This window comes from Dictyobacter sp. Z7_2 (assembly GCF_057551105.1).
Genome location: NZ_BAAJPE010000001.1, coordinates 1,286,432 through 1,311,586, shown reverse-complemented (window position 1 = coordinate 1,311,586; position 25,155 = coordinate 1,286,432). Strand labels below are relative to the sequence as shown.

Annotated in this window: 25 protein-coding genes; 12 read left to right on the top strand and 13 right to left on the bottom strand. The window is 51.7% G+C overall.

What is annotated here, in order from left to right; genetic code table 11:
- Window positions 1-25: 25 nt before the first annotated feature.
- The 3 genes from AC27N8_RS05020 to AC27N8_RS05010 all read left to right on the top strand — a co-directional run bounded on the left by AC27N8_RS05020 (window position 26) and on the right by AC27N8_RS05010 (window position 1,982).
- The gene (locus AC27N8_RS05020; RefSeq protein ID WP_487064579.1) at window positions 26-352 is read left to right on the top strand and encodes an ArsR/SmtB family transcription factor; all 327 of its coding nucleotides are present in this window, start codon (window positions 26-28) and stop codon (window positions 350-352) included.
- A 5-nt stretch (window positions 353-357) separates the two neighbouring features.
- On the top strand, window positions 358-921 hold the full coding sequence (locus AC27N8_RS05015; protein ID WP_487064577.1) for an SRPBCC family protein: 564 nt from the start codon (window positions 358-360) through the stop codon (window positions 919-921).
- A gap of 242 nt (window positions 922-1,163) precedes the next feature.
- Window positions 1,164-1,982 (top strand): hypothetical protein, encoded by an 819-nt coding sequence (locus AC27N8_RS05010; protein ID WP_487064576.1) that lies wholly within the window; start codon window positions 1,164-1,166, stop codon window positions 1,980-1,982.
- Between the two features lie 215 nt (window positions 1,983-2,197).
- On the opposite strand, the gene AC27N8_RS05005 is transcribed toward AC27N8_RS05010, so the two are convergent.
- The 9 genes from AC27N8_RS05005 to AC27N8_RS04965 form a co-directional block, all read right to left on the bottom strand.
- Entirely contained in the window at window positions 2,198-2,950 is a 753-nt protein-coding gene (locus AC27N8_RS05005; RefSeq protein ID WP_487064574.1) for an SDR family NAD(P)-dependent oxidoreductase, read from the bottom strand.
- Window positions 2,951-2,972: 22 nt separating this feature from the next.
- Window positions 2,973-3,437 (bottom strand): MerR family transcriptional regulator, encoded by a 465-nt coding sequence (locus AC27N8_RS05000; RefSeq protein WP_487064572.1) that lies wholly within the window; start codon window positions 3,435-3,437, stop codon window positions 2,973-2,975.
- A 196-nt stretch (window positions 3,438-3,633) separates the two neighbouring features.
- On the bottom strand, window positions 3,634-4,671 hold the full coding sequence (locus tag AC27N8_RS04995) for an aldo/keto reductase (RefSeq protein ID WP_487064570.1): 1,038 nt from the start codon (window positions 4,669-4,671) through the stop codon (window positions 3,634-3,636).
- Between the two features lie 351 nt (window positions 4,672-5,022).
- Window positions 5,023-5,523 (bottom strand): DUF2690 domain-containing protein, encoded by a 501-nt coding sequence (locus AC27N8_RS04990; RefSeq protein WP_487064568.1) that lies wholly within the window; start codon window positions 5,521-5,523, stop codon window positions 5,023-5,025.
- A 97-nt stretch (window positions 5,524-5,620) separates the two neighbouring features.
- Window positions 5,621-9,403 (bottom strand): leucine-rich repeat domain-containing protein, encoded by a 3,783-nt coding sequence (locus AC27N8_RS04985; protein ID WP_487064566.1) that lies wholly within the window; start codon window positions 9,401-9,403, stop codon window positions 5,621-5,623.
- Window positions 9,404-9,543: 140 nt separating this feature from the next.
- Complete coding sequence (locus AC27N8_RS04980; RefSeq protein ID WP_487064564.1) at window positions 9,544-12,048, bottom strand: family 78 glycoside hydrolase catalytic domain; 2,505 nt, start codon at window positions 12,046-12,048, stop codon at window positions 9,544-9,546.
- Window positions 12,039-12,164, bottom strand: coding sequence for a hypothetical protein (locus AC27N8_RS04975; protein ID WP_487064562.1), 126 nt, complete (start codon window positions 12,162-12,164; stop codon window positions 12,039-12,041). Before AC27N8_RS04975 ends, AC27N8_RS04980 begins: the two co-directional genes overlap by 10 nt.
- 113 nt (window positions 12,165-12,277) lie before the next feature.
- Window positions 12,278-12,538: a hypothetical protein gene (locus tag AC27N8_RS04970; RefSeq protein ID WP_487064560.1), complete on the bottom strand. Its 261-nt coding sequence runs from the start codon at window positions 12,536-12,538 to the stop codon at window positions 12,278-12,280.
- A 7-nt stretch (window positions 12,539-12,545) separates the two neighbouring features.
- Window positions 12,546-13,868: an MFS transporter gene (locus tag AC27N8_RS04965; protein WP_487064558.1), complete on the bottom strand. Its 1,323-nt coding sequence runs from the start codon at window positions 13,866-13,868 to the stop codon at window positions 12,546-12,548.
- Between the two features lie 254 nt (window positions 13,869-14,122).
- Here AC27N8_RS04965 and AC27N8_RS04960 point away from each other — a divergent pair, with 254 nt between their 5' ends.
- The 5 genes from AC27N8_RS04960 to AC27N8_RS04940 all read left to right on the top strand — a co-directional run bounded on the left by AC27N8_RS04960 (window position 14,123) and on the right by AC27N8_RS04940 (window position 18,511).
- Window positions 14,123-15,181: a LacI family DNA-binding transcriptional regulator gene (locus AC27N8_RS04960; RefSeq protein WP_487064557.1), complete on the top strand. Its 1,059-nt coding sequence runs from the start codon at window positions 14,123-14,125 to the stop codon at window positions 15,179-15,181.
- A 47-nt stretch (window positions 15,182-15,228) separates the two neighbouring features.
- Window positions 15,229-15,930 carry a DUF998 domain-containing protein gene (locus AC27N8_RS04955; RefSeq protein WP_487064556.1) on the top strand — a complete coding sequence of 234 codons (702 nt, stop codon included), beginning with the start codon at window positions 15,229-15,231 and terminating at the stop codon, window positions 15,928-15,930.
- 25 nt (window positions 15,931-15,955) lie between these two features.
- On the top strand, window positions 15,956-16,888 hold the full coding sequence (locus AC27N8_RS04950; RefSeq protein WP_487064554.1) for an alpha/beta hydrolase: 933 nt from the start codon (window positions 15,956-15,958) through the stop codon (window positions 16,886-16,888).
- A gap of 97 nt (window positions 16,889-16,985) precedes the next feature.
- Entirely contained in the window at window positions 16,986-17,507 is a 522-nt protein-coding gene (locus tag AC27N8_RS04945; protein ID WP_487064552.1) for a MarR family winged helix-turn-helix transcriptional regulator, read from the top strand.
- Between the two features lie 56 nt (window positions 17,508-17,563).
- Window positions 17,564-18,511 (top strand): oxidoreductase, encoded by a 948-nt coding sequence (locus AC27N8_RS04940; protein ID WP_487064550.1) that lies wholly within the window; start codon window positions 17,564-17,566, stop codon window positions 18,509-18,511.
- A 189-nt stretch (window positions 18,512-18,700) separates the two neighbouring features.
- On the opposite strand, the gene AC27N8_RS04935 is transcribed toward AC27N8_RS04940, so the two are convergent.
- Both AC27N8_RS04935 and AC27N8_RS04930 read right to left on the bottom strand, forming a co-directional pair.
- Window positions 18,701-19,804, bottom strand: coding sequence for a WD40 repeat domain-containing protein (locus AC27N8_RS04935; protein WP_487064548.1), 1,104 nt, complete (start codon window positions 19,802-19,804; stop codon window positions 18,701-18,703).
- A gap of 186 nt (window positions 19,805-19,990) precedes the next feature.
- The gene (locus AC27N8_RS04930; RefSeq protein WP_487064546.1) at window positions 19,991-20,608 is read right to left on the bottom strand and encodes a TetR/AcrR family transcriptional regulator; all 618 of its coding nucleotides are present in this window, start codon (window positions 20,606-20,608) and stop codon (window positions 19,991-19,993) included.
- A 125-nt stretch (window positions 20,609-20,733) separates the two neighbouring features.
- Between AC27N8_RS04930 and AC27N8_RS04925 the strand changes: the two genes are divergently transcribed.
- A complete protein-coding gene (locus AC27N8_RS04925) occupies window positions 20,734-21,651 on the top strand; it encodes an SDR family oxidoreductase (protein WP_487064544.1) in 918 nt (305 codons plus the stop codon).
- 174 nt (window positions 21,652-21,825) lie between these two features.
- Window positions 21,826-22,335: a GNAT family N-acetyltransferase gene (locus AC27N8_RS04920; protein ID WP_487064542.1), complete on the top strand. Its 510-nt coding sequence runs from the start codon at window positions 21,826-21,828 to the stop codon at window positions 22,333-22,335.
- 20 nt (window positions 22,336-22,355) lie between these two features.
- Here the strand turns inward: AC27N8_RS04920 and AC27N8_RS04915 are convergent, their stop codons facing one another.
- Window positions 22,356-23,117: an alpha/beta hydrolase family protein gene (locus AC27N8_RS04915; protein WP_487064540.1), complete on the bottom strand. Its 762-nt coding sequence runs from the start codon at window positions 23,115-23,117 to the stop codon at window positions 22,356-22,358.
- A gap of 186 nt (window positions 23,118-23,303) precedes the next feature.
- Here AC27N8_RS04915 and AC27N8_RS04910 point away from each other — a divergent pair, with 186 nt between their 5' ends.
- Window positions 23,304-23,657, top strand: coding sequence for a hypothetical protein (locus AC27N8_RS04910; RefSeq protein WP_487064538.1), 354 nt, complete (start codon window positions 23,304-23,306; stop codon window positions 23,655-23,657).
- Window positions 23,658-23,711: 54 nt separating this feature from the next.
- Here the strand turns inward: AC27N8_RS04910 and AC27N8_RS04905 are convergent, their stop codons facing one another.
- Window positions 23,712-24,308, bottom strand: coding sequence for a TetR/AcrR family transcriptional regulator (locus AC27N8_RS04905; RefSeq protein WP_487064536.1), 597 nt, complete (start codon window positions 24,306-24,308; stop codon window positions 23,712-23,714).
- A 419-nt stretch (window positions 24,309-24,727) separates the two neighbouring features.
- On the opposite strand from AC27N8_RS04905, the gene AC27N8_RS04900 reads away from it, so the two are divergent.
- Window positions 24,728-25,144, top strand: a complete 417-nt coding sequence (locus AC27N8_RS04900) for a TIGR03618 family F420-dependent PPOX class oxidoreductase (protein WP_487064534.1) — start codon at window positions 24,728-24,730, stop codon at window positions 25,142-25,144.
- Window positions 25,145-25,155: the final 11 nt, after the last annotated feature.

Genomic DNA, 25,155 nt, shown 5'->3' with positions numbered 1-25,155 from the left:
TAACTTATATGGTATATTCATTATTATGATGACAACCTTTGATGCCTTAGCCGAGCCGCTGCGTCGGCGTATCCTGGATTTGCTACGCGAGCGTCCCCGTCTGGTTGGCGAACTGGTCGTATTACTTGACATGAGCCAGCCAGGTATCTCGAAGCATCTACGTGTGTTGCGCGAGGTGGGGCTGGTTAAAGTGCGTCAGGATGCGCAGCGGCACTGGTATGAACTGCGTTCCGAGCCGCTTGTCGAGATCGACAGCTGGCTGGAGCCTTATCGCCAGCTCTGGGGAGAGCGCCTGGATGCCCTGGAGCGTCACTTGAACGAAAAGAGCGAAAAGGACGAAGAGAAGGAGTAGCTTTGATGTCCACACCGTACCAAGCACAACCAACCGATGATAGTTCCGCCGATGGCACTGTCGAAAAACATGCTGACTCTTATGTTCTGCGTTTCGAGCGCCATCTTGCTCATCCCATCGAACGCGTCTGGGCGGCGCTCACCGAGCCAGAGCAGCTCGTCACCTGGCTGGCCGAAGCCGAGATCGATCTCCGTATGGGGGGACGCGTGCGGTTACACTGGCTCAATACTGACGCCGATGGGAATGGCGCCACTATGAATGCGCTTATCACACAAATTGATCCACCTCGGCTGCTGGAATACGTAGGCGACATTCATGGAACTCTTCGTTGGGAGTTGAGCGAGGAAGCTTCTGGCTGCCTGCTGACTTTCAGTAGTACATTTCCTGCTCCCAACCGTTACATACTGCTCTCGCTGGCTGGCTGGCACATCCATCTTGACTTTCTGGCGGAAGCTCTCGATGGACAGGCTGTTGACTGGCCTCACTGGCCGCTGGATCGCTGGACCAAACATCATGAGCGTTATGTGCAGCGACAGCGTGAAAATCCCTCGACAATTTACTCCACCTGACTGACATTTTAGGTAAACCAAAAGGATGACATTTCCAATGGAACTTGACAGGGATTATTCACTATGATATGAAATCTATGAATATTTTGATTGTAGAAACAGGAACGCCCATACTGATAGATTTTGGCATCAGGTTGTACATCTTCATCTTTGTGTGTTGTATAGCTGTGGTGAGTTTTACGTTTCTGTCTACTTGAGATTTAAGATGGATTCAAATTGTTGACAAAGAAAGCGGACCTTTTGTGGAAAAACGTCGTGCGGATCAAGAAATAAACAGCAATCGAGGGTCTAAAAGGGTAGAGCGTAGGGAATCGGACTCTTCTTTGCATCGAGAGATATATGGTACCTTAAACCAAGGTGATAGGGTTTCTCATCGGGAAGAGTCACCAGAAGCAATCACTCAAAAAATGCGAGAAATCGAGAAAGAACGTCCTAGAACTGAGCATGAAAGAATCAGTACCAATGCCGCAATTCTTACAGAATATGATGCGCGCTATACGACAGAGGTAAACTTTCTCAGAAAAGATGAGAATGGGCATACTCATTGGCAGTTGGAGAGTGTCGTAAAGGATGGATCACAGCAAAATAAGCCTTATAAGAATGAGATTGTTCCAGAATCTGGAACATTTGTAGGATGTAACAACTATAGAGATTCTGATGCGAATTGTTTTGTTGCGGGCACCAGTCCTCTCCATCTTTCCAAAGTTCTCTATGGCCAGATTGAAACGTCCCGAGCAAAGATTAGCGAGAAAGCTTCTAAGATGCCGGAATTAAAAGATCACACTATCCCCGAATTTGACCTGAAACGGTACGTAGGCAGGGAAATTTTCCATCCACCGACACATGAAAAAATAAATGAGGCACTTGGGGATGCTGATTCTCGTACACTTAAAGCAGGCACCCATGAATTTGAGCATTACGCAGTTTTTGGTACGATGCAAAGCAAATTGCGCCTGGCTCATAATTATAATAAAGATTGTAAGACACTTACATTCACTCAAGGTGATCTTTTCCCTGCTACTGAGCACACCTTTTCGGATCGAGGTCCTTTATCTGAGTAATACAGCATAAAGTTGTGTGGCCTATTATTGCTCGAAAAAATGTTACAGAGAATTGGTTTTAAAATTGAAGAAGTAGTGTCACGGGCTTGTTTTTATGTAGGAACGTTTGCCTTGTAAGAAGCATTAATTATATGGCCAGCCAAAAGACGTGACGATAAAGTAGCGTCGTACGCTCAGTGTACGACGCTACTTTATCTATATCAACGGGCATGACGTTACAGACCGATACCGCCTGAAACTTCGATTCTCTGTCCGTTAACCCAGTGCATCTCATCGGATAGTAAGGAAGCCACGACACCACCAATATCTTCTGCCTGACCGACGCGACCAAGTGCTGTCTGCGAGGCAATCGTCTGGTTTACTTGTGGGTTATCACGAACCATGCCTCCACTGAAGTCTGTGGCGATGGCTCCGGGAGCGACGGCATTGACTGTAATGTGTCGTTGACCGAGCTCAAGTGCCATATAACGTGTGAGTACATCTATGGCTCCCTTTAACGCACCATAAACACTAGAGCCCGGAGCTGAGAAGCGTGCCAGTCCTGACGAGATATTGATAATGTGCCCACCATCTACTATGAGCGGAAGAAGAGCTTGTGTCAGGAAGAAGACTCCCTTGAAATTGGTATTTACCACGTGGTCAAATTGCTCTTCAGTTGTCTCGGTGATTGCTACATGCATACTGGTGCCAGCGTTATTGACGAGGAAGTCAAAATTATCTCTATTCCATGTCTGCTTGAGTGTCTCTTTAATGGTTGTCACAAAGGCCGGAAAGGACTTTATGTCAGATGTATCAAGTTGTAGCGCGACTGCTTTGCGACCACTTTTCTCGATCGATGCAACCACCTCTTCGGCTTCTCTCTTTTTAGAATGATAGGTTAGAATAACGTCAGTGCCTTTGGCGGCGATGTTAAGCGCCATTGATTTTCCCAGTCCACGGCTCCCGCCAGTGATAATTGCAACTGTCATGACAAATCCTTTCAAGAATACCTTATTCGTTTAACTTTATAATGTGCTTGGCCATGCCCTGAGCGATCTTGCCCAATTCCTTTGCCTGGTTTTCATCACCCTTCTGTACAGCCTTCCAAAATGCCACCTTCTGCTCAAGGTAGCGTAGATGTTCTTGCTTCCTGGCCAGTTCTTGCTCCAGTGCTTGCCTGTGAGCTTCGAAGAGCTCAAGCTGTTGATCAGCAGCGGCCACGCCATTTTTAGCATTCGCTAAATATTTCCGCATATCATCGATCGACATACCGGTTGTCCTCAAACAAGCCAGTGTCTCAATCATGAAGACATCTTCAGCGCTATACCTGCGATGGCTACTGCTTCTGTCGCGATCGACTTTGTCGATCAGGCCGATACGTTCATAGTAGCGAAGCGTGTGTTCGCTCAGACCACTTCTCTCTACCACTTCCTGAAGCGTGAAGTGGAGGGTGGTTTTTAAATTATCTTGTAACATAGAGATATTATTCCATACCTAGAGTGCTCTAGGTCAAGAGATTCGTCGCCCAATTTTTGAAATGTCGTGCATGAATGAGAGGTTGAAATCTGATCATCTTTTCACTCTAACATTTTTAACGAAAACGGAAGATCCCAAAGCGTTCACGCTCTGGGATCTTCCATAGTGACAGATAATCTGGATTGTTTATTGATCTCTATTCGTATGTGGGGACGGCTAGAGGATTGCGCTCGGCGTAGGGGCGCTGATGCCAGTATGGATAAATGGTTGGGATCTCGCTGGCTCGATCGAGCTTCTCGACCTGCTCGGCGGTAAGATTCCAATCGACCGCGCCGAGATTGTGTTTGAGTTGCTCCTCGTCGCGTGCGCCAACGATGACGCTGGACACTGTTGGACGTTGCAGCAGCCAGTTCAAGGAGATCTGAGCGACCGACTTGCCAGTCTCTTCGGCGATCGCATCGATCGCATCCACGATTTCGTAGACCTTCTCGTACGGAATATGCAATCCCTCGGAGCCGATCTGTCCCACGCGACTGCCATCGGGGGCCGGCTGATTGCGACGCACCTTGCCCGAAAGCACGCCTGCGGCCAGAGGACTCCAGACGATTGTGCCGACCTTCTGATCGAGGGCGAGTGGCATCAGTTCCCACTCGTACTCGCGTCCGACCAGCGAATAAAACGCCTGATGGGCCACATAACGTGTCCAGCCATAGCTCTGCGCGGTTGCCAGCGACTTCATCAGATGCCAGCCCGAGAAGTTTGAGCAGGCGATATAGCGGACTTTGCCGCTTTGTACCAGCGTATCGAGTGTACGCATCACCTCTTCGACCGGTGTGAGCGCGTCGAAGCCATGCATCGTATAGATATCGATATGATCTGTATTCAGCCTGCGCAGACTATCCTCGCAAGCCTTGATCAGATGATAGCGTGAGGAGCCCAGGTCGTTGGGACCATCGCCCATGCGGAAATTTGTCTTGGTTGAAATCAGCAACTGATCGCGCCTACCAGCGATCGCCTTGCCAAGCACCTCCTCCGATAAGCCTCTGGAGTAGGCATCCGCCGTATCGAACAGATTGATACCCGCTTCCAGACAAATATCGACCAGTCGACTCGCCCCGGCGATATCGGTATTCCCCCACGCCTTAAAGAAATCGTTGCCACCACCGAAGGTTGCCGTCCCAAAGCTGAGCGCAGAAACTTTCAGACCAGAACCGCCTAGTTGCCTATATTCCATCGTATTCTTCCTCTCTTCTACTAATTCCAATCATGTCATTAAGCTTGAGAATGATAAGAAATCTTTTCATAGGCCCTTCTGAGAGATAAAAAAACATGCCAAAAACCCATTGAGTGATAACAATGGGCAATGTGCTCTTCCTCATGAAAATGTGCGCGGGTGCGCGGAGGATGAATATCTCCCTGGACCTTTATCTTACAATAAAATGCAGCCTCATTGCTCAAAGTAGCGTCGTGCCCTCGGGCACGATGTCCCACTCGACGTACGATCAGGCACGCCAGCGTAGCTCGCCGCGATTGAGCTGTCTCGTACGAGGTACTGGGACATCGCACGCAAGCGTGCGACGCTACTTTAGGCGCACAGGCCGCTTGAGCCGGCATAGACTGCTCCTGCTTTGATTACGGCTCCGAAAGCGCACGTGATATTTTGTCCATCGACCATATCTGTCCAGGAGGGAGATAAGCCTCCGATGTACCAGCTACTGGTGGAGCAATCTGTGGGATAACATTTTCGATTTGTGGCATCGGCATATTCCCACACGTCGACTTGCGTTCCGAGTGCAGATCCGCTATCCCACTTGATGAGGCTCCAGTTGGTCACGCAGCTACTTGAATACCACATCTGGACCGTCGCTAACACGTTTCCATGTTCATCATACACATTGCTGTTCCTGACAACATACGAATTCTGACTGCATCCGCTCGTATAGGGATCTTCTCCCAGGTGAGAGCTCTTGTGTGAATAGCCTGCATTTCCATAATTATGAGCACGAACGGCTCCTGTCACGGGCACCACAATCAAGATGGATGCCACAATGAGTGCAAGCAAAAAAGTAATAGATTGGCTCTTCATCTTCTGTCCTTTCGATAGTACTAGATAGCCAGAAAAACGTTCCAGTACTATGAAAAGAGACAAAGGGATGCCAGATTTTTTGTCTATGAGGCGTTGATCACTTGATCTGTAGCGGTCGTACCTCATAGGTAAGCGCATGTTTGGCGCAGAGCCAGAGGATATTGCCATCGGGCGTCACCACGCGCTGCAAGCCGCCCCAATGATGTTGTTTATCGACGGTTTCGAGAAAGCTATGCAGGCCGCGCAACGCAGGTCCTACCAATTGTTCCTGCGTATACTGACTATTGTCAGCAGGGCTCAATGCATCGCTTTCGACCTCGATTTCTGGCAAGTTTTCTGTGATCTGTTCCAGGAGCTTGATCTGGTTTTCAATGTTTTTGAAGTCGATCTCGTCGACGATAGGCCCGAGGGCTTCTCCGAAGGGGACGCCGAATTTGAGGAACATGATGATGTATTTGAGCCAGGGAGCCATACTAATCCACCAATCTTTGGCCACCTTGAGCTCATAGCCTCGCTGCTGATCGACGAGGTGGGGGCCGGATGGATGCTGACAGACTAAGAAGAGCCGGTAGGTGTGATTGATCCACTGTCTGGGATGAAATGGCGTACGGCGATCGGGAATCAGGAAGAAGGTATTGGGGCACTCGGCCTCCATCTTACTCATCTCCAGGTTCCACAGGCGCGTGAAGTTGCGTATATTCCACTCGGTGAGCTGTCCGATTCTTTGCAGCATGAGATCATCTTTCTGCTGCAAGATAGCCAGGCGGCGCAAGATTTCCTGATATTCTACGACGGTTGCCTGTACCTGCGGAGCTGTGTCGATGTGGATGCCGTAGAGCAGTTCAAGCACGGAGACGCTTTCAAAGCTCGCCGGACATTCAATGGAACGTTTGTTATGCTGGTAGCGGCGTACCAGATCTTCCTCGTAGCGATACATCTCGTGACACGGCTGAGTCGCGTGTGTCTGTCGCTGACAAATGCAGGGAACTTCGCGCCTGACCTGCAAGCCTTTGAAGCGGTTGAGGATCAGATCGAGCGTTTCTTTAAGGATGACAAAAAATGTGTATGGCTGCACACCCCACACAACAATGCGGAGCTCGCGCTTCATCGGGATCAGTTCGATGCGTGCGGTATGTCCTTCGTAGGTGAGGAGAGCTCCATCGCGCCAATGGATATTCTGGGTATAGCGATGCGTGCGTACAATGAACCAGCTCATAATGCCCGAGGGGACAAAGTCGAAGCGATAGACCATCTCGACATGCATCACATCGGATTGGGAAGCTGTGGGAATGCTGATCTGTTGCGCCTGGAGGGGTTCGTCGTAGGGGAGCAGTTGTGGGATGAGGCTGTGCGTTGGATATGATCCTGCAATAGGAGGCTCGATCTGATAGCTCAAATCGAAGCGCTCCATCAGGCGCAAGAAAAGTGGATAGAGCGAGCGATCATAGGGATTTCCCTCCTCATCCACGGACCAGATCAGGGCCAGATCATCATGTGTCAGGATGCCATTGGCTTTTCTGGTTACTTCATCTTCGAGTACGAGGCTGATGGCTTTGGTGACCCAGTTCGGTTTGAGGATGACAATGTTGCTCAAGATGTGATCATCGCGGAAATATAGGATCTTACCCAGGTCATGCAGATAACTCCCCAGTGTCCCTTGAGCCATCTCTGCCTGCACACCTTTGCTTATACACAGGTCTATATATTCTTGATTACTGATATGGTGATCGGGACGAGTTAATAACTCTTCTTCTACCTCAACCCAGGAGGTCGGCCAGGGTTGTCCCATCAGAGGGAGAGCAGTCGCATGCGTTGCGAGGAGCGACTTCAGCCCCTCAATCCCCTCGCCCGTTTTGTTGCTGATCGCGACCACGTCGACGATCTGTGTATACGTCTCGCGATATTGCTGGATGTTGAGATCTGGTGCCCGCTGATCGATATGCGTGGATATCAAGATAACGGGTGCATTCGGAGCAAGGATGCGAATTGTTTCGAGCCAGTAGTCAAGTTTGCCGTCGATCGAGCCTGTACGCGCATTCCATACGACCAGATAGAGCGACCGCCTGGTGAGAAAGAATTGATGCGTGGCGTGATAGATATCCTGACCGCCGAAGTCCCAGGTGTGGAGCGTCAGGGATTGTCCCGGCAACTCTGGATGATCCAGGTGCAGATGCCCAATCTGGATGCCGTGTGTCGTGGTGAGCTGATTATCCAGATTGAGATGATGTAATGATCGTAGTAGCGAGGATTTTCCTGTCCCTCCCTGGCCGACGAGTAGTAACTTGGCCTCATAGCGTATCACGCTGGAACGCTGTAAATCGCGCAGGAAAGACAACGTCTCCTGGCGACCTTGCATCACAATCTCGGGTGGAGGCGTCAGCAGATCGGGATTCTCTTGCAGGTCGAACTGGATCAGTTGAGACAACTGTCCAATTTCCGGTGGGATGTATTTGAGCCGATTAGAACTGAGATCGAGTCGTTTGAGTCCGGATATCTGCCCCAATGCGGCTGGTAGCTGCGTGAGTTGATTGTGGCTGAGGCTGAGGCGACTCAGTTTCACCAACTGTCCGAGCTCGGCCGGTATGGAGGTGAGTTGATTGCGGTCGAGTGACAGGCTGAGCAAGGAGGATAATTGTCCCAATTCAGTCGGAAGCTGCACGAGTTGATTGTTATCCAGGGCGAGGTTTTGTAGTTGAGACAGGTGTCCAATCTCAGGAGGGAGGTGGGAAAGTCGATTGTGGCGTAAAAAGAGGATGCGTAATTTGTCGAGTTGTCCGAGCTCGGCCGGGATCTGTTTGAGCTGATTTTCTGGTAGAAAGAGGGCCTCCAGCTTCGTCAAGCGTCCAATCTCAGAGGGTATTTCTGCAATCTTATTGTTGCGTAGATCCAACTCGACAAGCTCAGATAAGTGTCCCAGCTCAGGAGTAATCTGCGTGATTTCATTGCTACGTACTACCAGTTTCTGTAGCCTGGAAAGTTTTCCCAATTCAACCGGAACGCATGTGAGGTTGTTGTAGCTGATGTCCAGTTCAAGCAAGTTTGCCAATTGTCCCAGCTCAGGAGGCAGATTGGAGACGCGATTATTGCGTAGATAAAGGACTTCCAGCTTTGATAATTGTCCCAACTCAGGTGGAATCTGCGAGAATGCATTGTTGCTGAGAAAAAGCACGACGAGTTCGCTTAAGTGTCCCAGCTCGGCGGGGATCTGTGAGATGTGATTGTTATACAGAAATAAATGGTGCAGGCTGGATAATTGTCCAAGCTCAGCCGGAATGTCGACCAGCTGATTATTATACAGATCGAGTCGGATCAGGTTGGATAGCTGTCCGATCTCAGGAGGCAAGTGCGTAAGGTAATTATTTTGCAGATCGAGCCGTGTCAGATCGGATAACTGTCCGATCTCGGCGGCCACATCGGATAGTTGGTTATTACTGAGATCGAAGCGTGTTAGGCTGGCTAATTGCTGTATTTCAGCAGGGATATGAGCAAGTTGATTACTATTGATATCAAGCCATTTCAGCCTGGTTAATGGTAGCAGTGCGGATGGAAATTCTACGAACTGATTGCTATACAGACTAATTCGATGCAAATTGGCTAGCTGTCCAATCTCAGGAGGCAGGGTAGTGAGTTGATTGTTATGCAACGAGAGCGACTGCAGATTGGATAAAGTCCCAATCTCGGGCGGGATACGCGTAAGCCGATTTTTGCTTAAGGAGAGTTGTCTCAGGCTGGATAATTGACTTAGCTCGGCTGGAAGCTCGGTAAGTTGTAACTCTGACAGACCTAGCTTGATCAGCCTCCCTTGATTGTCGTATACTGCGCTCCTGATCTTTTTCCCAATCGTAGCAGCTATAGCAGCAACAATAGCCTTATCATCCATGAAAACACCCTACCTTCTTCGAACCTTACTGAGATTGAGCACAAAAACAAGATTTTGTGCTCTGGATATTGGTTGAACTGAGGGAGAGTATAGCATACCTGGCATGAATAATCTATGAAGCTAGTATCGCTTAAGCCCGCTTAAATCCTCCCTTTAGCGCGTTTTCTGATGACGTGGATGTTAAGTACATAATGGCCCCCATCGATTTCGCCTCGGGGAAGCTGACAGTCGACAAATTCCAGTTGCGCTACTATGCCTGATGGAATAATGATGAAGCCTCCCTCGCGTGTCAGGTCGAGCTTGATAAAGCCGTAGGGAGTGGGTACCTGTCCCGCCAGACGATGTAGCGAGCCAAAGTAGGGACGTATCGTTGTCTGCGTGAAGCCAGGTGTGCGTGGCTGCACGCCGAGCAGGTGCGTCGTGAGATCATAGGTCGGTGTGGCTGACCAGGCATGAGCGCGACTGGCTTTCCCCACAGGAGCATCCCAGAACTCCTCAATCGACGTGTTCCCGCGCTCAATTTGAGCGTCCCAGCGCAAGCAAAGCTTTGTCAGTAAGTCATGCCTGCCTGCCTGCGCCACTGCCTGATGTACGAAATGCGAGAAGAAAGGCTGTGCCCCAATCACCTGCGTTTCAGGATCAAATGTGGTCCCCTGGATAGGATCGATGCCCTGGGCGAGTGGCGCGATATCTCCCAGCGTCGAGAGATACGTCACGCGTTGCTCATCCAGGATATAGGCGAGGATGCGTTCGTGACGCTCTGGTGGTGCGCAGCCGGCAATGATCGCCATGGCATTGGTCTGCTGGCTGATCCGTCGCCGTGGTCCTTGCGCATCGGCGGCATCGACATAGACTCCGCGCTCCTCGTCCCAGAGAGCCTCAAAAGCTATGCGGGTACGCTCCATCTGACCACGCGCCATGGTAGCTCCACGTGTATCGGTCAGCACCGTTTCTAATAGCCATGCATAATCAGCTAACGTCGCCGCATAAAGAGCATCCAGAGCCGCAATCACCTCTCCGCGCTCCATCATCGCCCAATCTATGAAGATCCAGTTGGGAACACTGTGCAATAGTCCATCGTCGCCACGATAACGCTCAAAGGCGGCGATAATATCCATCGCCGCAGGTAGCATCTGACGCACGGATCGAAAGTCGCCAGCATATTGTAGATAGCGGGCGAGTGCGCGTATCCAGTGCAGCGAGTAGTCGGGGATGGTGATGGCGGCCAGCGAAGCGTCGCCAGCGGCCACCATTGATAGGAGCCCGTCGTTCCGGCGGGACTGCACGCACAGTTGGAGGTGATGCCGTACCAGACGCCAATCGGTGGCTGTCGTGTAGCTCAGGAGCGCATGCATGTATGCATCCCCGACCCAGGCCCGCTGCTCACGGCCGGGACAATCCAGGAACGCATCGGCCGAACATAGATCAAGCGTCCGCGCCCCAACCTGCCAGATCCGATTGAGTTTTTCATCGTCGCAGGAGAATGTCGCCATACTGTTGCGTGGATAGCGACGCTCGACCGCTCCAAGCGCTGTGATCTGTGCCTGACCACGTATTGCTACCGCGACATAGCGAAAGCCGACTGCATGAAATCCCTCGAAGTGCGCTTCATGATTGCCATCTGACCCATCCAGAAGGCAGCGCAAGGCATAAAAGCGCGGCTCAACCTCGACCATGCCATCCGAGCGTAGATCTTCACCGACATAGAGATCGACCACCGTACCCGTGCTGCCCTGCAGCTTGAGCCACGGAGTTGCCAGGACCATCTGACCGGCATCATAAACAGCTACCGTGGATGTCGTGTGAGTGTCATCGACGCGGATTGTTTGCTCATAAAGCGTGACCGGATCATCGTTCTCAACATCTGAGATGGCGTAGGTGCTCAAGTGCTTGAGCTCTATCGGAAGCGCGGTCAGGGGAGCAATGTCGATGAGTTCTGGCGTCGCGTACGCTGACGTTGGTAGGTGTGATGTGAACCGCGAGAGAGGACCCGCCTTTAATATCGTTGCCTGCTCCCAGGACGTATCATCGAAATCGGGACTATTCCATCCCTCTGCGAGACCGCGACCATCGATGATTTCCGGCGGACCTGCAATCTCGCGTGCGGCATTGGCCTCATTGGGGATAAGTGTACAGAACGGGGCAGAACGTCCCTTCCAGGAATCATCCGAGAAGACATCGAGTGCCGGAGCCTCGAAAATAAAGGACCCGTAGCCCATCTGATAATCCAGCGCCGCCGGAATCCACCACGGCATCGGACGCCCATAGTAGCCGACCAGAGCCGCAATCACATTCTCCCCCTGATGCAGGTAGGGAGTCAGATCGACCTCCAGATACGCCAGACGCTCAGGAACCGAGCGGGCCGGCCCTCTTGTCACCTCGACCCCATTAACATAGAGAATAAAACGTGAATCAGCCGTCAGACGTGCCCGCGCCTGAGCTGGCACGCTCTGGAGCGTCAGCGTCTTGCGCAGATAGCAATAGCGATTCCACGCCTGAGTAGGTACACCATTGTTGGAGAACGTCACCAATGGAGTCGGGACCGGCGGCTCTCCCGCCCAGATCAAAGCACCCCGCCAGCCGATAGGCCAGGCATGCAGCGCCCCACTCTGGAAAAACGCCACTTGATCTTTGTCTATTGACATGCTTGTATCCTTTCTTTGAGAGCGAAAGGAGGATTTCGCTCACGGTGTAAACGCTCGCCAATGTAGCGGCGCGGCTCCGCCGTGCTGTCTGTGACTCGTCCGACAATGCTCCCCATGGAGGTTCCTTTGAGAGACACACCCGAGCCGAATCATACGAGCCACAGACAGCACGGCGGAGCCGCGCCGCTACGTCTGGTTGCTTGACCACTTCGGTGGAGAAGTATCTCTCTCAGGGCGATGGGGTGTGATGCCCACCGACGTAGCGGCGCGGCTCCGCCGTGCTGTCTGTGACTCGTCCGACCACGCTCCCTATGGGGTTCCATTGCGTGATCTTCCCACCGTGGATCGTCTCGTCTGCGTTGCTTTCAGATGCACATAGGACGTATTCGTGCGGGAAGTGACAGCACGGCGGAGCCGCGCCGCTACGTCTGGTTGCTTGACCACTTCGGTGGAGAAGTATCTCTCTCAGAGGTGTTGGGCATAAGGCCACGGTGCTCCTAGCGGACACTTTTGACCGCCTGTATCACAAAAGAGCCGACGAGTGTGACGCAACCTCCCAGGATGAAGAGCAGCAGATAGCTGTGCGTGTGGAGCAGAATCGGAGCTGCGATCACTGGTCCGAGCGATCCAGGCAGCGTGTTTGCGATCCCGATGATCCCCATATCCTTGGCGCGATCGGAGGCGTTGGGCAGTACTTCGATGGCCAGTGCTTGATCCACGGACAGGTAGACGCCGACGCCGAGTCCGACCAGGATCAGGGCTAGGATAGCGCCAATCCAGCTTGGAAAGAGGGCTAGCAGGAACAGGCCGAGCGCGGAGACGGCACTGGCGGTGATGACAAACGGTTTGCGTCGTTTGAAGCGATCGGAAAGGATGCCGCCGATCGGGGTGGCGATCAGGATCGCGATGGTTGAGCAGATTGTCAACGTGGCGACACCTTGCGTCACGGATTGTCCTGGGAAAAGTTTGCTATAGTGGAGACTATCCTGGAGGTAATACAGGAGATAGCCAATGGCGATGTTATAGCCGAGAAACGTGCCGAAGCGTGCCAGCCAGACGAGTCCGAAGTCTGGATGTCGGCGCGGACTGATCCAGAAGCTTTTGAAGAAGTTGCCGGCGTGAAAGGGTGGTAGATAGCCTGTGGGTAGTTGCTTGTCTGGTACGAGTAGCGCGTATGGAATGAGGATGGCTGGTACGACGAGGATGACGGTAAGATAGCGGATCGTCATATCTTGCAGCAGCGTGCCGATCACGATCGAGCCTGTGAGCGAGACGAGTGGTACGACAAGACCTATGACGGCACTGACCAGTCCAAGCTGCGCGGCCGGAACCTGATCTGGAAGAATGGCGGCCAGCGTTGAGAAGGCGAAGTTGGCGAAAATCTGCAATCCGAGCGCACCGATGAGGAGGACTATGATGTTGTGCGCTGTCATCATCAGTAGCATCGACGTTGGCGCAAAGATGGCTCCCGCCAGGAGCCAGGGACGTCTGCGACCGAAACGCGACGTCGTGCGATCTGACAGCGCTCCTACGATTGGATTGGTGATGACTGCGACCAGCGCACTTAGTCCCGAGATCAAGCCCAGCAGAGCGATTTTGTTGGCTGCATCCAGCTCCTGAATTTGCAGCGGCATCAGGATCGATGGGATGGGAGCGACGCTGAAAAAGATGGCCGCCGTTGCCAGTGCCAGTCCGATAATGAAACGCAGGCTGACACGCTTGTCTGGAGCTTGCAATGCCTCTGGAAGCGCGTCCTGGCTGTCAGTTGCGGATGTGGTCGCTGACGCGGCATCCACAAGAGAGAATGGTTGATCTGCCATGATGTTCTTCTTCCTGTTGCCTCTCCTGGGAAACAACGAAGATAATCTTCAATCTATAAACTATCCTGACGAGAAGCCTCAACAGGATTATTGGGCGGGTGCAATGTGAAGCGGTTCACACTGTTTGACAAAGTATGCCATGATGGGTATACTCCTGTCAAGTGAAGCGGTTCACATAGGAAGATCACATTCAGATGACAGATGAGTGCATAGATGAAGAGGTGGAACCATCCCCTTTTCGCAGAGGAAAGAAGATGACTGAAAAGAAACGGAAGCGACCAGCGCGTTCCTCGCTGACCCTCGATGATATCGCACTGAAGGCAGGAGTCTCGCGCACCGCAGTATCGTATGTCCTCAACGAACAAGGGCAACCGAACAAGCATGTCAGTGAAGAGACGCGAGCGAAAGTCTTGCAGGCGCTCCAGGAGACGAACTTTCGCCCGCACGTGCTGGCGCAAGCGCTCAGCAAGGGACGCAGCCAGGAGCTTGTGATGATCATGGATCTGGAATTTACCAATCTGGCGATGGAGATGACTGCCTCTTTTCAGGAGCAGGCACTCAGGCGTGGTTATACGCCGGTCTGGTATCTCACGCGAGGCTTTTCAAGGGAGCAGAAGAGTGAGCTATATCAGACGATTTTTGCCCGGCATCCAGTTGGTATCTTTGCCAGTCCAATGACATTCACACCTGAAGATATTGCGCAGTCGCAGCAGATGGGAGGCCATCGGATCATTTTTTTCGGCCTCTATCCAGAGCCAATCGAGCAGACGTATTCGATTATTTTTCCCAGTCGGGATCTTGGTTATCTGGCGGCACAGCATCTGCTGGCCCGAGGTTATCGGCATCTGGCTCTCGTGGAGCCGGGAGAGGAGATCCATCAACCGGGCTTCTTGCAACGCTTGGAAGGGATGAGAGCGGCTTTTGCAGAGGTCTCTGACGGAACTGATCTCCCTTTGGACATTTTACCTCTACCTCTCAATACCGCCGCTGCCTATGCACTGGCCGAGTCCACCTGTGCTGGCCTGGGACATCCGCTGGGGATCTACGCCTTTAATGATGAGCATGCCTTGGTCCTGCTGAGCGCTCTGATGCGCCTTGGCATACGCGTGCCTCAAGATGTCGCTCTGGTTGGGACCGATAATCTGGCGTTGTGTGAATACGTCTGGCCGTCTCTGACCTCGATCAGCTTCGATTCTCTGGATATTGGCAAGCGAGCGGTCGAGATGTTTTTCCTTCTGGATCAGGGGCTGGCATTACCAGAAGAACTGACGCGTCCGCTTGTTCCCTATCTGATCGCCCGTGCATCGAGTTGAGGCAGGCTTTTCATCTGGAGAGCAAAACATAAGAAGGGATTTTTATCATGATGAAGCAACAATGGATGTCTCACTATCTTTCCCGGCCCACGGGGAGAGTGGCTCAGCGGCAATGGCTGTCTGCTCTGGCGGGCGTGATTGCACCATTCTTTTTTGTGATTGTGTATACAATTGACGGCTTTCTCCGTCCCGGCTATTCCGCCTTTCATCAGGTCGTCAGCGACCTTGGCAGGGGAGAGCGTCCTTGGATTCTCACGCTGGATCTGATTATCTTCGGTCTTTTGCTGATCATCTTCGCCTGGGGCTTTTCGCAGTTCCTGTCGACCCTGCTCAGTCGGGCGAGCGTGATGACTGGAACTATCTTTCTCGTTCTCACGGGCGTTGCTGCGATAAGTACGGGCATTTTTGCCGAAGCTGTGAGCGGAGATCCAACAACCTATGCCAGTGGTATCGGTCATGCGATCAGTGCCATGACCATGTTCTTGTCGGTGAGCGTGGCCTGCATAGTGATTGGCTCAAAGCTGCGCAAACAGGTTGGCTGGCGTGGATATGGTCTCTATACATTGCTTGCCGGTCTCTTTACGATCTTTATGATTCTGGCCCTTTTTGTGATTGTAGGCAACTTCCCTGCGACCGCAGGCTTTGTCGAAAGAATCTTGATCATGGAGAGCTTCTCCTGGTACGTCGTGATGGGATTGAGGATGCTTGTCATCACACATCCATCTGCGCTCAGCGCCAGCGAGGAATGAGCAGGGAGCCCTGAAAGGAATAGTCATGGCCTTTTCTGTTACTGAACATCGTGTGGTGCCAGTGAAGCCGAGCTTGCAAGGAAGATGCTTATATCTGCTGATGCGCATCTTTCTCAAAATTCATCCGATCAATACTCTGGAGCAACTCCACATGCAGCCACCTGAAAAAGCAGTGAGCTTACCTGCTGGAGTCACGCTGGAAAACGTAGATGCCTCAGGCGTTCCTGCGCAACTCATCTGCGCTGAGGGCGCGGCGCGAAATCGCATGATCCTGTACATTCACGGAGGAGCCTTTACTCTCCCGCTCACCAATGCCTACCGCCTGTTAGCTGCAAAGCTCTCACTTGCCACCGGAGCCTGCGTCCTCTTGCCTGAATACTGCCTGACACCTGATCATCCTTTCCCGGCGGGCCTGCAAGACTGCGTGACTGCTTATCGCTGGCTGCGCGATCAGGGGGCCGCAGATGTCCAGATTGTGCTGGCTGGCGATTCCGCTGGAGGTAATCTGGCTCTGTCCACCGTGCTCTCTTTGCGCGAGAGCGGAGATGTTTTACCGGTCGCTTTAGTGGCGCTCTCGGCGGCAACCGATCTGACGATGGAAGGCGAGACATATCGCTCTCACGCGCAGGCTGATCCTTTCCTTGCCAACGGACTGGCGAAAAATGCCTTTGAAGCTTACACCAACCACGGCGTCATCGACGTTCACGATCCGCTTGTCTCCCCATTATTTGCTTCGCTGGCGAGATTGCCTCCCACACTATTGCAGGTAGGTACGCAGGAGGTTTTGCTCAGCGATACTACGCGCCTGGCTGACAAGTTGCGCTCTGCTGGCGTGGAGGTGGATCTTGAGGTCTGGCCCGGCATGTGGCATGTCTGGCAGTTAACCGGCGACATCTTACCTGAGGCACGACTTGCTATCCAGCGCATCGCAGACTACATCTGCTCATGGATGCCATAGAGACAATCCTTTTTTATGAATTACATAAGCATAACTCATTATATTTACAAAAGTAAATAAGTGAGTTATGCTTATGTAATGAAAAGGAGGACGATGAATGAGTAGCGATGATCATGAAGAGCTTCTTGGAGAAGCGCAACGCCTGCACAAGTTGGTCAGGTGGCTGGTCTTTCAGGAAGTGGTCCTGCCCTCCTGGCGAGAAATCCACATCAGCATGGCTCAATTGAAGGGAGTGCTTGCTCTTGCCTCCTTGAATCAATCGACGATTCGCAACTTCGCCGAGATGCTCGATATTAGCCCTTCGGCGGGGAGCTTGCTGGTCGATCGCCTGGTCCAGGATGGACTCGTTGAACGCACGGAGGACCCGGAGGATCGGCGGCGTATGGTGATTCGTCTCAGCGAGGCAGGCGTGGAATTGGTTACCCGTCTCTATCAGGAGAAGGCAGAACACGATCGGTTTCCGACCTGGTTCGGTCGGCTCAGCACCAGCGACCTTCAGGCGATCGTCCAGGGATTAGGGGCGCTGGTCACCGAGGCTCAGTCCGATCTCGAACGACCTTTACCCCGGCACATTCTCAAAGAATTTGAAAAGAGAGACAACTCCCAGATTGACAAGTAGATAATCATGGATTCATGACCTTCATCATTTTTCCTAGATAAGGAAAGGATATTTCTATGGTATCGTATGCAACGGATGGACAGAGAAATCTCCCGGCGGCAGCCGCCGGAACGTTTACCATGGCTGAAGATCTGATGGTCACGCGGATGGGATACGGTGCAATGCAACTGGCTCGTCCGCACCGGTCAGGCATGCCGACCGGTCGCGCATCTTTCGCAGCCGTGAAGCAGATGGACCCGCAACCAGCCGAACTCGACGCCGCTTTTGCGCTTGTGCGCGAGGTGGTGGAACTGGGGATCACGCACATCGACACTGCCGACTTCTACGGCTATGGCCCATATCTCGCCAACCAGATGATTAAAGAAGCCCTGCACCCCTATCCTGACTCTTTGCACTTTGTTACCAAAGTTGGTGCATTGCGAGACGCCAACGGCGGTCTGGTGCGTGGATACTCTCCGGAGCACCTGTGTCAGGCTGTCTCTGATAACCTCAGAAACCTCGGACTCGATGTCCTTGACGTTGTCAATCTGCGTGTTGGAGGAATCGACCGCCCTACTCCTGGCTCGCTTGCCGAACCGTTCACCGCGCTCGCGCAACTCCAGCAAGAAGGGCTGATCAAGCACCTCGGCCTGAGCACCGTCAACGCCGAGCAGATCGCCGAGGCCCAATCCATAGCGCCGATCGTGTGTGTGCAGAACTTCTACAACCTCGCCAACCGGGACGATGACGATCTGATCGACTCGCTTGCCGCGCAGAATATTGCCTACGTTCCCTACTTCCCGATAGGTGGCTTCTCCCCGCTTCAGTCCGACAAACTGAACGCCGTCGCAACTCGCCTGGGAACTTCACCGCTGGCAGTCTCGTTGGCGTGGCTGCTCCAGCGCTCACCGAACATCCTGCTCATCCCGGGGACCTCATCCATCGAGCATCTGCGCGACAACGTTGCCGCTGGATCGCTGATCCTTTCTGACAACGATCTAACCGCGTTGAACGATGTGGCCTAGCGCTCCCAAGACCAGTGTCAAGCGAAGCGAGGACACCGTAGCGTCGCACGCTCGCGTGCGATGTCCCAGGAACTCGTACGATCAGGCCGGCCAGCGTGGTGCCCCGAGAGCCAGCAATCTCGTACGTCGAGTGGGACATCGCACGCAAGCGTGCGACGCTACACGGTCTGGCAGCTTAATGAAGTGCACTTACATAGGAGCTTGCCACACACGGACAGTCTTATCATCCGAGCATGACGCGATGCGTGAGCCATTGGGTGACCAGGAGACGTTACGAACGTTTGGCTGATGACCCGTATAGGTCAGTTTGTAAGAGGAACCGTTGCTAGCGGAATACACTTCAACACGAGAGGTAGGAATCAACGCCTGATAGCTACCAATCGCGAGTGCAACATATTTGTTATTGGGCGACCAGACAATTTTCTCAACCTCATCTCTTTGTATGGCGAAAGCATGACCATGACCATTTTGAGGGGTCCAGATGTGTACCTCCTCTTTGCCATTGACGTACTCTTCAGAAGCGATAAATTTTCCATTCGGTGACCAGGCAACCGAATTCGCCTGCCGTTTTGGGGTCAGAACATAGGTATCTTTGCCTGTGGTGGTATCCCAGACTTTGGTGCCCGTCAGCGTATTAAGCCCAGCCCCTCCAAGAAAGCTGACACTGGAAACCATATGCCTTCCATCGGGTGACCAGGAAAGAGAGGCCACAGATATGCCATTTACAATATTGTGTCCATTATAGGTCAGGAGATGTGCACCAGTGGTGGTGGACCAAATCTGTACCGTTTTATCATAGGAACCTGTTGCTATACGCTGGCTACCAGGAGAAAATGCCAGTGCCCTCACGCCTGCTGATTGCGCTTGAATTTTGCGCATGAGGGTACCGTGATAAGCATCCCAGATGAATATGCGTGAATCAACGGCCGCAGCAATATATCTTCCGTTTGTAGACCAGACTAAACCAGACAAAAAACCTGCTGTGGGTGCGATTGGCAGCTTGAATTTCAACTTCCCGGTCGAAGCTTCCCAGACATGAACCGCTCCTGTATATCCACTGGATGCAATAAATTTGCTATCAGGAGACCAGACCGCGGCAATAACCGTAGAAGTATGTCCTTTATATATCGTGAATGTTGTGCCTGGCCGTGCTGACAAGACACTCGCAGGCTTCGCCTGATTACCAGAAGCATAGGTTGTACTACCGCCAACAGCGATAAGTCCTGCTGTGCTGACAATACTCAAAAGAGCAGTGCGACGTGATATGCTACCCGTAGAAACGTCCGATTGCATATTTTTAAATCCTTTTTCATATAAACATGTAAACATAAAATTGAGAGGCATAAAAAGTTGGATATAAACCAAAATTTAAGTAGCAATACAAAATGACTTCCATATACATATATTATAATTCACTGATTATCAAAAAAATGTGAATTATTTCACATTTCGGGAAAGAATTGGATGTCAATCTTCTCACTATGCTAAATCCTCCGGTAGTGTTTCTCCTGCTCGCACCAGCACCGCACGCAAATAGCTTAACAATGCCAGTTTGATCTCAGATCGTGCCAGAGAAGATGGCACTTTATATGGTGGCTCGGTGAGCTGCATGATACCTCTGTTGATCCCCAGCCAAACCAGCGCCGTCTGCCAGCATAGATCCGCATTCAGCGCTGGGAAACATCCTCCGATGATTGTATTGATCAACTGGATAATCACGTCGTGGATACGGTGTTCAACGTTCACATCAAGGAATAAGAAGCGAAATCCGGCATGAGACTCGTGAAAGCTGTCCAGTTGGTCAAGAAACTGGTCCAGGAGACTCGTAATTGGCAGATTCTTCTCCATCACGAACACCACTTGCTGAAGCTCATCCAGGTAGCGCTCGACGAGGGCATCCATGATGGCTTCTTTATTGGGGAAAAATTGGTACAACGAGCCAATCGATACTCCGGCGTGGGCTGCGATGGTGTTGGTTGTGGCTGTTGCATAGCCGACCTCCTCAAATATCAGCGCGGCTACATCCAGCAGGTGATCGACCCGCTGTTGGCTCCGCGTCTGCTTGGGTTGGCGGCGCATCCTGGTTTTTTCGGGCATCTTTTCTGTTTCCTCTTGACATATGTGAGTAATAGCTCATATAATTCAAATATGTGAGTGGTTGCTCACATATTTATGATAGCACACATAAAGGCAAGAGGAAACAGAATGATGGAGAATTTGCTATGAAAGTTTTTGTTACCGGCGCAACCGGTTTTATTGGCTCGGCCATCGTTCGTGAGTTGATCGAGGCAGGCCATCAGGTCCTTGGCCTCGCACGCACCGATGCTGCTGCCGAGTGGCTCACAACTGTGGGTGCACAAGTGCATCGTGGCACACTTGTTGATCTCGATAGTCTAAGCAGCGGAGCAGCGGCAACGGATGGTGTGATTCACACGGCCTTTATGAGCGAGTCTTTCGCTGGTGGTCCTTCCGCGTTTGCGGAGGCAGCACAGGTAGAGCAGCGTGCCATCGAAGCGATTGGCGCGGTCCTTGTTGGGTCCGGTCGTCCGTTTGTCGTAACATCGGTTGGACACCCTCCCACATCTGGTCGTTTTTTGACGGAGGAGGATACACGAGATACCAGTTCGGCTGCGGTGAAGTCTGTCCCGCGTAACCCAGAGGCGGCATTGGAGCTTTCCACCCGTGATGTACGCGTATCGGCCGTGCGACTTCCACCGTCGGTGCATGGTGAGGGCGACCGTGGTTTTGTCCCGGACCTGATCGACATTGCTCGCAAACGGGGAGTGTCAGCGTATCCAGGGGATGGATCGAATCGCTGGCCCGCCGTGCATCGACTCGACGCAGCACATCTGTTCCGGTTGGCTCTGGAAAACGCAAAAGCGGGCTCAGTGTTGCATGCGATTGCTGATGAAGGGGTACCTGTACGTGATATCGCAGGAGTTATCGGTCGCCGCCTGGACGTTCCGGTCGTGGCTCTACCTGCCGAGAAAGCAGGAGAACACTTCGGCCTCATCCTCGGAAACTTTTTCTCGATGGACGGTCCAACATCAAGTATGCTGACCCAAAAGTGGTTGGGATGGCATCCTGTCCAACCTTCCCTTCTGGAGGATCTCGATCGAGATCACTACTTCAAACGATGATTCACATAGCCTAAACATCGTTGATCGTTTTTTCTGACGAAAAGATACGATGTACCATATAATTGGCCCAGATCCTTTCTTGCGTGGAGAGGACTGAGGTATTCCCGACTTCCGTTTTCGCTCATGCGAAGCAGAATAGCTAAGGAGAAGCGACGAAAGGAAGGTATCAATAAAATGAGCAAGCACATCCCAAATTCCATTCCTCCGCAAATTCTCCTGCGAGACGTGGTCGCAGACGACCTGCCTATTTTTTACGAGCAGTGTCTCGATCCTGAGGCCAACTATATGGCGGCCTTTACAGCCAAAGATCCAACTGACCGCGCAGCCTTTATGCATCATTGGCAGAAGATTCTCAATGATGAGAGCACCACGAATAAGACGATTATTTTTGGGGAACAGGTGGCAGGAAGCGTCTCAAGCTATCGAGATGAAGAGCTGGAGGGACCGGAGGTCACCTACTGGCTTGGCAAGTCCTACTGGGGACAGGGCATCGCCACCCAGGCGCTCAGAGCCTTGCTGGATATTGTGCAAGCGCGCCCCATCTTTGGCCGTACAGCAAAGGATAACCTGGCCTCGCGCCGCATCCTGGAGAAATGCGGCTTCACTGTCTGCGGCGAAGGACGAGGCTACGCCAACGCCCGTGGCACGGAAATCGAGGAGTTTATCCTTCGCCGCGATGCTTGAGAACGGACCTTTCCCATGCATTAGAGCCAGTGTTTCAAAAAACGTTCCACGTCTGTGTACCACCACTCCACCCCTCCTCCAAAGAGACCATGTCCCTCCATTGGAGTTGTTCCAAGTGGTGGATAAATACGTGTCTCGTGAGGTTTATTTAGTCGAGCTAGCTCCATTCCAAGCGTATAAGTGGGCATCAGGCTATGATCATTTTGAGCCTGGATGAGAAAGAAGGGAATCGTTGTAGACTGGATTGCCGTGAACATGGCTTCTTGAAGAGCAGGAGCGTCAGGCCATGTCTGCGAAGGTCCTGCAAAGCTGATTCCTGCCTGGAAACGATTAGTATGCCTTGCTGCAAGAACTGTTACAGCTCCACCGAAGGAATGACCAACGATGGCAATACGCTCAGGATCGATCTGAGGCTGTGAGTGTAGCCAGTCGAGGGCAGCTAAAACATCCTCTGTCTCACTATCAAGAGCCTTCATGAGTTGCTTGCCCATTTGTGAGCTTCCCCAGGGAGCGGTGATAAGGGAAAGCCAGTGAGAACCTGGATTTCCATTGTGACCACGGCGCAACGCGACAAAGACAGCATATCCCATGCGCTTCAGGGCCTCAACTCCTGCTCTGTTTGAGGGCAGCAATCCTGAACTGCCATGCTGAAAAATGACTGCTGGGAACGGTCCTGACCCTTCGGGAAGTAGCAAATATCCTCGGAGAAGAGTACCATGACCAGGATAGGTGACGGCGAATGGCTCAAAGAAGCTGAGTTTATTAACATCAGGAGTATTCAAGATCAACTTTCCTTACTTACTAGATGAGAAAATGTATCAATCGATTCCCCTCATCTACTGTACCTCAATCAGAATATTTGCTCTAAAAATACGAACTATCTTGTATATTTAGAGTGATTTTATAGATGTTTCTATACTAGAATAAATAAAAATTGATAATAGATCGTTTCTAGATGAGGCTGTATTATGTATAACAAAATTACGTTGATCGGCACACTTGTCGATCACCCTCAGGATATGTATGATACTGATGCCCATAGATCCATGTATTTTTCGCTCAATGTTTCCCCTCCTCCTGATGCTCCACCCACTTATTGGGGGCTCCATTATGATTTGCGTCTTCGTGATTGGCCAAGAGGTGATGATACATTTCTCATTATCAGCCGCGATCTTTTATTAGTTGAGCGGTATGTGCATTCACTCCAAAAAGGTGATATGGTCTGTGTTGAAGGGCACTTGGTGCTGACACCACTACGTGTCCATGGAGAGCTTGTACCACTTGCGGAAATTCTCGCCACTGAGATTATTCTGCTTTCTTAACAGAGTATATAGGTTATCGCGATTCCAGCAATAGTTATGTTGCCTCCGAAGCTTTCAAGGAACGATGATGAGAGGTGACAGGCCAGCAACGACGACTTGTAAGACTTGCTGGGCCATCACCTCTTTTGAGATACACTGATCGCCACGACTCCATTGTGCGGCGGGACCGAAGATGGCCCAGCTGAGGGTCTGCGCTGTGATTGCTATGGTCTCTTCTGTCAGGGTAGATGTTGCTGGAACCTGCTGGAGCCAGTGCAGAAGGAGATCATGGAGCTCCTGCTGGATCGCCATCTCATAGAATGGCTCAAACTGCCTGTTGGATAGCCTGCAATTCTGACGTGTCAGGACCATAAAGTCGAAGACGGCCAGGATCATGCGGTGCAAGGTCTCTCTCTGTAAGATGGCAGAGGGGGGAAGCTTGCTGGCGAGGGAGCGTTGAAACTTCTCGCGTGACCAGCCCGTCACCAGTGCATGTTTGTCCTCGAAGTGAGCATAAAATGTGGCTCGGTTGACGGCGGCACAGGTGGCAATCTCCTGTATGGAGATCGAGTGGATCGTGCGTTTCTCCCGGAGCAGGGTAGTGAACGCTTGAAGCAGCAACTGGCGCGTTCGCTGCACGCGCGGGTCTTTGGTATTGACGACTCTGGACATTTTCTTGCCTCTTGTGATCATTCTTTGCACTCGTTTGTTTCACTCACTCTTCAGTCTGCATGCTTCTGAGCGCATGTTTACTTCGCGTGGTTTCCACTCTTGATGGAGCAGGCATCAGCTTACAGATGCTGCAAAGCAGGCACGCTCTGAGAAAACCCGACATGTTCCCCTGACTGTTGTCTATGCGACGATTTGCATGTTTTGCTGATTGCTCAAGCGGGTGGGTACGCCTTATCCTTATTGCAGTGTAGTATACACGAATATGTGGTTTACACAACACTCTGGTCAGACCTCTCTGAAAAGAGGTTTTCATGATTAGTTATGGACATCCGTTCATGAGAGTTCCCTGTAAAAAGGACATCCGTGTCGGGTGATATAGCTCTTTTATGAATATCTATAAAACAAGGAGATACTTTATCATGGATGCAGAAGCATTACAGGCGTTTTTTACACAACCTCATGAAGCGATCATTGCGACAAATCGGGTGGGGAAAGGACCTCAACTCGTGCCAGTCTGGTTTATATGGGATGGTGAGTCGTTCCTCATTTCCACGCAGAAAGGGAGCGCCAAATATGCCAATATCACGCGTGATCCCAATATCTCTTTGATCATCAATGATCCTGTTACACATAGCTATGTGACCGCCTATGGACGAGCTGAGTTTGTTGAGCCGGAGCGTTATCCTGAGCTTTGGGACGCGCTCGGGGATAAATATGTGCCCATAGGAAGGCGTGAGCAATTCATTGTGGGGATGCAGACCATTGAGCGGTCTGCTCGCGTGGACATTGTGCTCAAGCCTGAACAGGTGATTGGTAGAACCCTGCCTGCTTTTTAAGTAGGGCTCTC

Excerpts from the sequence above, each read along its gene's own strand:
- AC27N8_RS05020 (WP_487064579.1), top strand. The coding sequence starts at position 26 with ATGATGACAACCTTTGATGCCTTAGCCGAGCCGCTGCGTCGGCGTATC.
- AC27N8_RS05015 (WP_487064577.1), top strand. The coding sequence starts at position 358 with ATGTCCACACCGTACCAAGCACAACCAACCGATGATAGTTCCGCCGAT.
- AC27N8_RS05005 (WP_487064574.1), bottom strand. The coding sequence starts at position 2,950 with ATGACAGTTGCAATTATCACTGGCGGGAGCCGTGGACTGGGAAAATCA.
- AC27N8_RS05000 (WP_487064572.1), bottom strand. The coding sequence starts at position 3,437 with ATGTTACAAGATAATTTAAAAACCACCCTCCACTTCACGCTTCAGGAA.
- AC27N8_RS04995 (WP_487064570.1), bottom strand. The coding sequence starts at position 4,671 with ATGGAATATAGGCAACTAGGCGGTTCTGGTCTGAAAGTTTCTGCGCTC.
- AC27N8_RS04990 (WP_487064568.1), bottom strand. The coding sequence starts at position 5,523 with ATGAAGAGCCAATCTATTACTTTTTTGCTTGCACTCATTGTGGCATCC.
- AC27N8_RS04985 (WP_487064566.1), bottom strand. The coding sequence starts at position 9,403 with ATGGATGATAAGGCTATTGTTGCTGCTATAGCTGCTACGATTGGGAAA.
- AC27N8_RS04980 (WP_487064564.1), bottom strand. The coding sequence starts at position 12,048 with ATGTCAATAGACAAAGATCAAGTGGCGTTTTTCCAGAGTGGGGCGCTG.
- AC27N8_RS04975 (WP_487064562.1), bottom strand. The coding sequence starts at position 12,164 with ATGGGGAGCATTGTCGGACGAGTCACAGACAGCACGGCGGAGCCGCGC.
- AC27N8_RS04965 (WP_487064558.1), bottom strand. The coding sequence starts at position 13,868 with ATGGCAGATCAACCATTCTCTCTTGTGGATGCCGCGTCAGCGACCACA.
- AC27N8_RS04960 (WP_487064557.1), top strand. The coding sequence starts at position 14,123 with ATGACTGAAAAGAAACGGAAGCGACCAGCGCGTTCCTCGCTGACCCTC.
- AC27N8_RS04955 (WP_487064556.1), top strand. The coding sequence starts at position 15,229 with ATGATGAAGCAACAATGGATGTCTCACTATCTTTCCCGGCCCACGGGG.
- AC27N8_RS04950 (WP_487064554.1), top strand. The coding sequence starts at position 15,956 with ATGGCCTTTTCTGTTACTGAACATCGTGTGGTGCCAGTGAAGCCGAGC.
- AC27N8_RS04945 (WP_487064552.1), top strand. The coding sequence starts at position 16,986 with ATGAGTAGCGATGATCATGAAGAGCTTCTTGGAGAAGCGCAACGCCTG.
- AC27N8_RS04940 (WP_487064550.1), top strand. The coding sequence starts at position 17,564 with ATGGTATCGTATGCAACGGATGGACAGAGAAATCTCCCGGCGGCAGCC.
- AC27N8_RS04935 (WP_487064548.1), bottom strand. The coding sequence starts at position 19,804 with ATGCAATCGGACGTTTCTACGGGTAGCATATCACGTCGCACTGCTCTT.
- AC27N8_RS04930 (WP_487064546.1), bottom strand. The coding sequence starts at position 20,608 with ATGCCCGAAAAAACCAGGATGCGCCGCCAACCCAAGCAGACGCGGAGC.
- AC27N8_RS04925 (WP_487064544.1), top strand. The coding sequence starts at position 20,734 with ATGAAAGTTTTTGTTACCGGCGCAACCGGTTTTATTGGCTCGGCCATC.
- AC27N8_RS04920 (WP_487064542.1), top strand. The coding sequence starts at position 21,826 with ATGAGCAAGCACATCCCAAATTCCATTCCTCCGCAAATTCTCCTGCGA.
- AC27N8_RS04910 (WP_487064538.1), top strand. The coding sequence starts at position 23,304 with ATGTATAACAAAATTACGTTGATCGGCACACTTGTCGATCACCCTCAG.
- AC27N8_RS04905 (WP_487064536.1), bottom strand. The coding sequence starts at position 24,308 with ATGTCCAGAGTCGTCAATACCAAAGACCCGCGCGTGCAGCGAACGCGC.
- AC27N8_RS04900 (WP_487064534.1), top strand. The coding sequence starts at position 24,728 with ATGGATGCAGAAGCATTACAGGCGTTTTTTACACAACCTCATGAAGCG.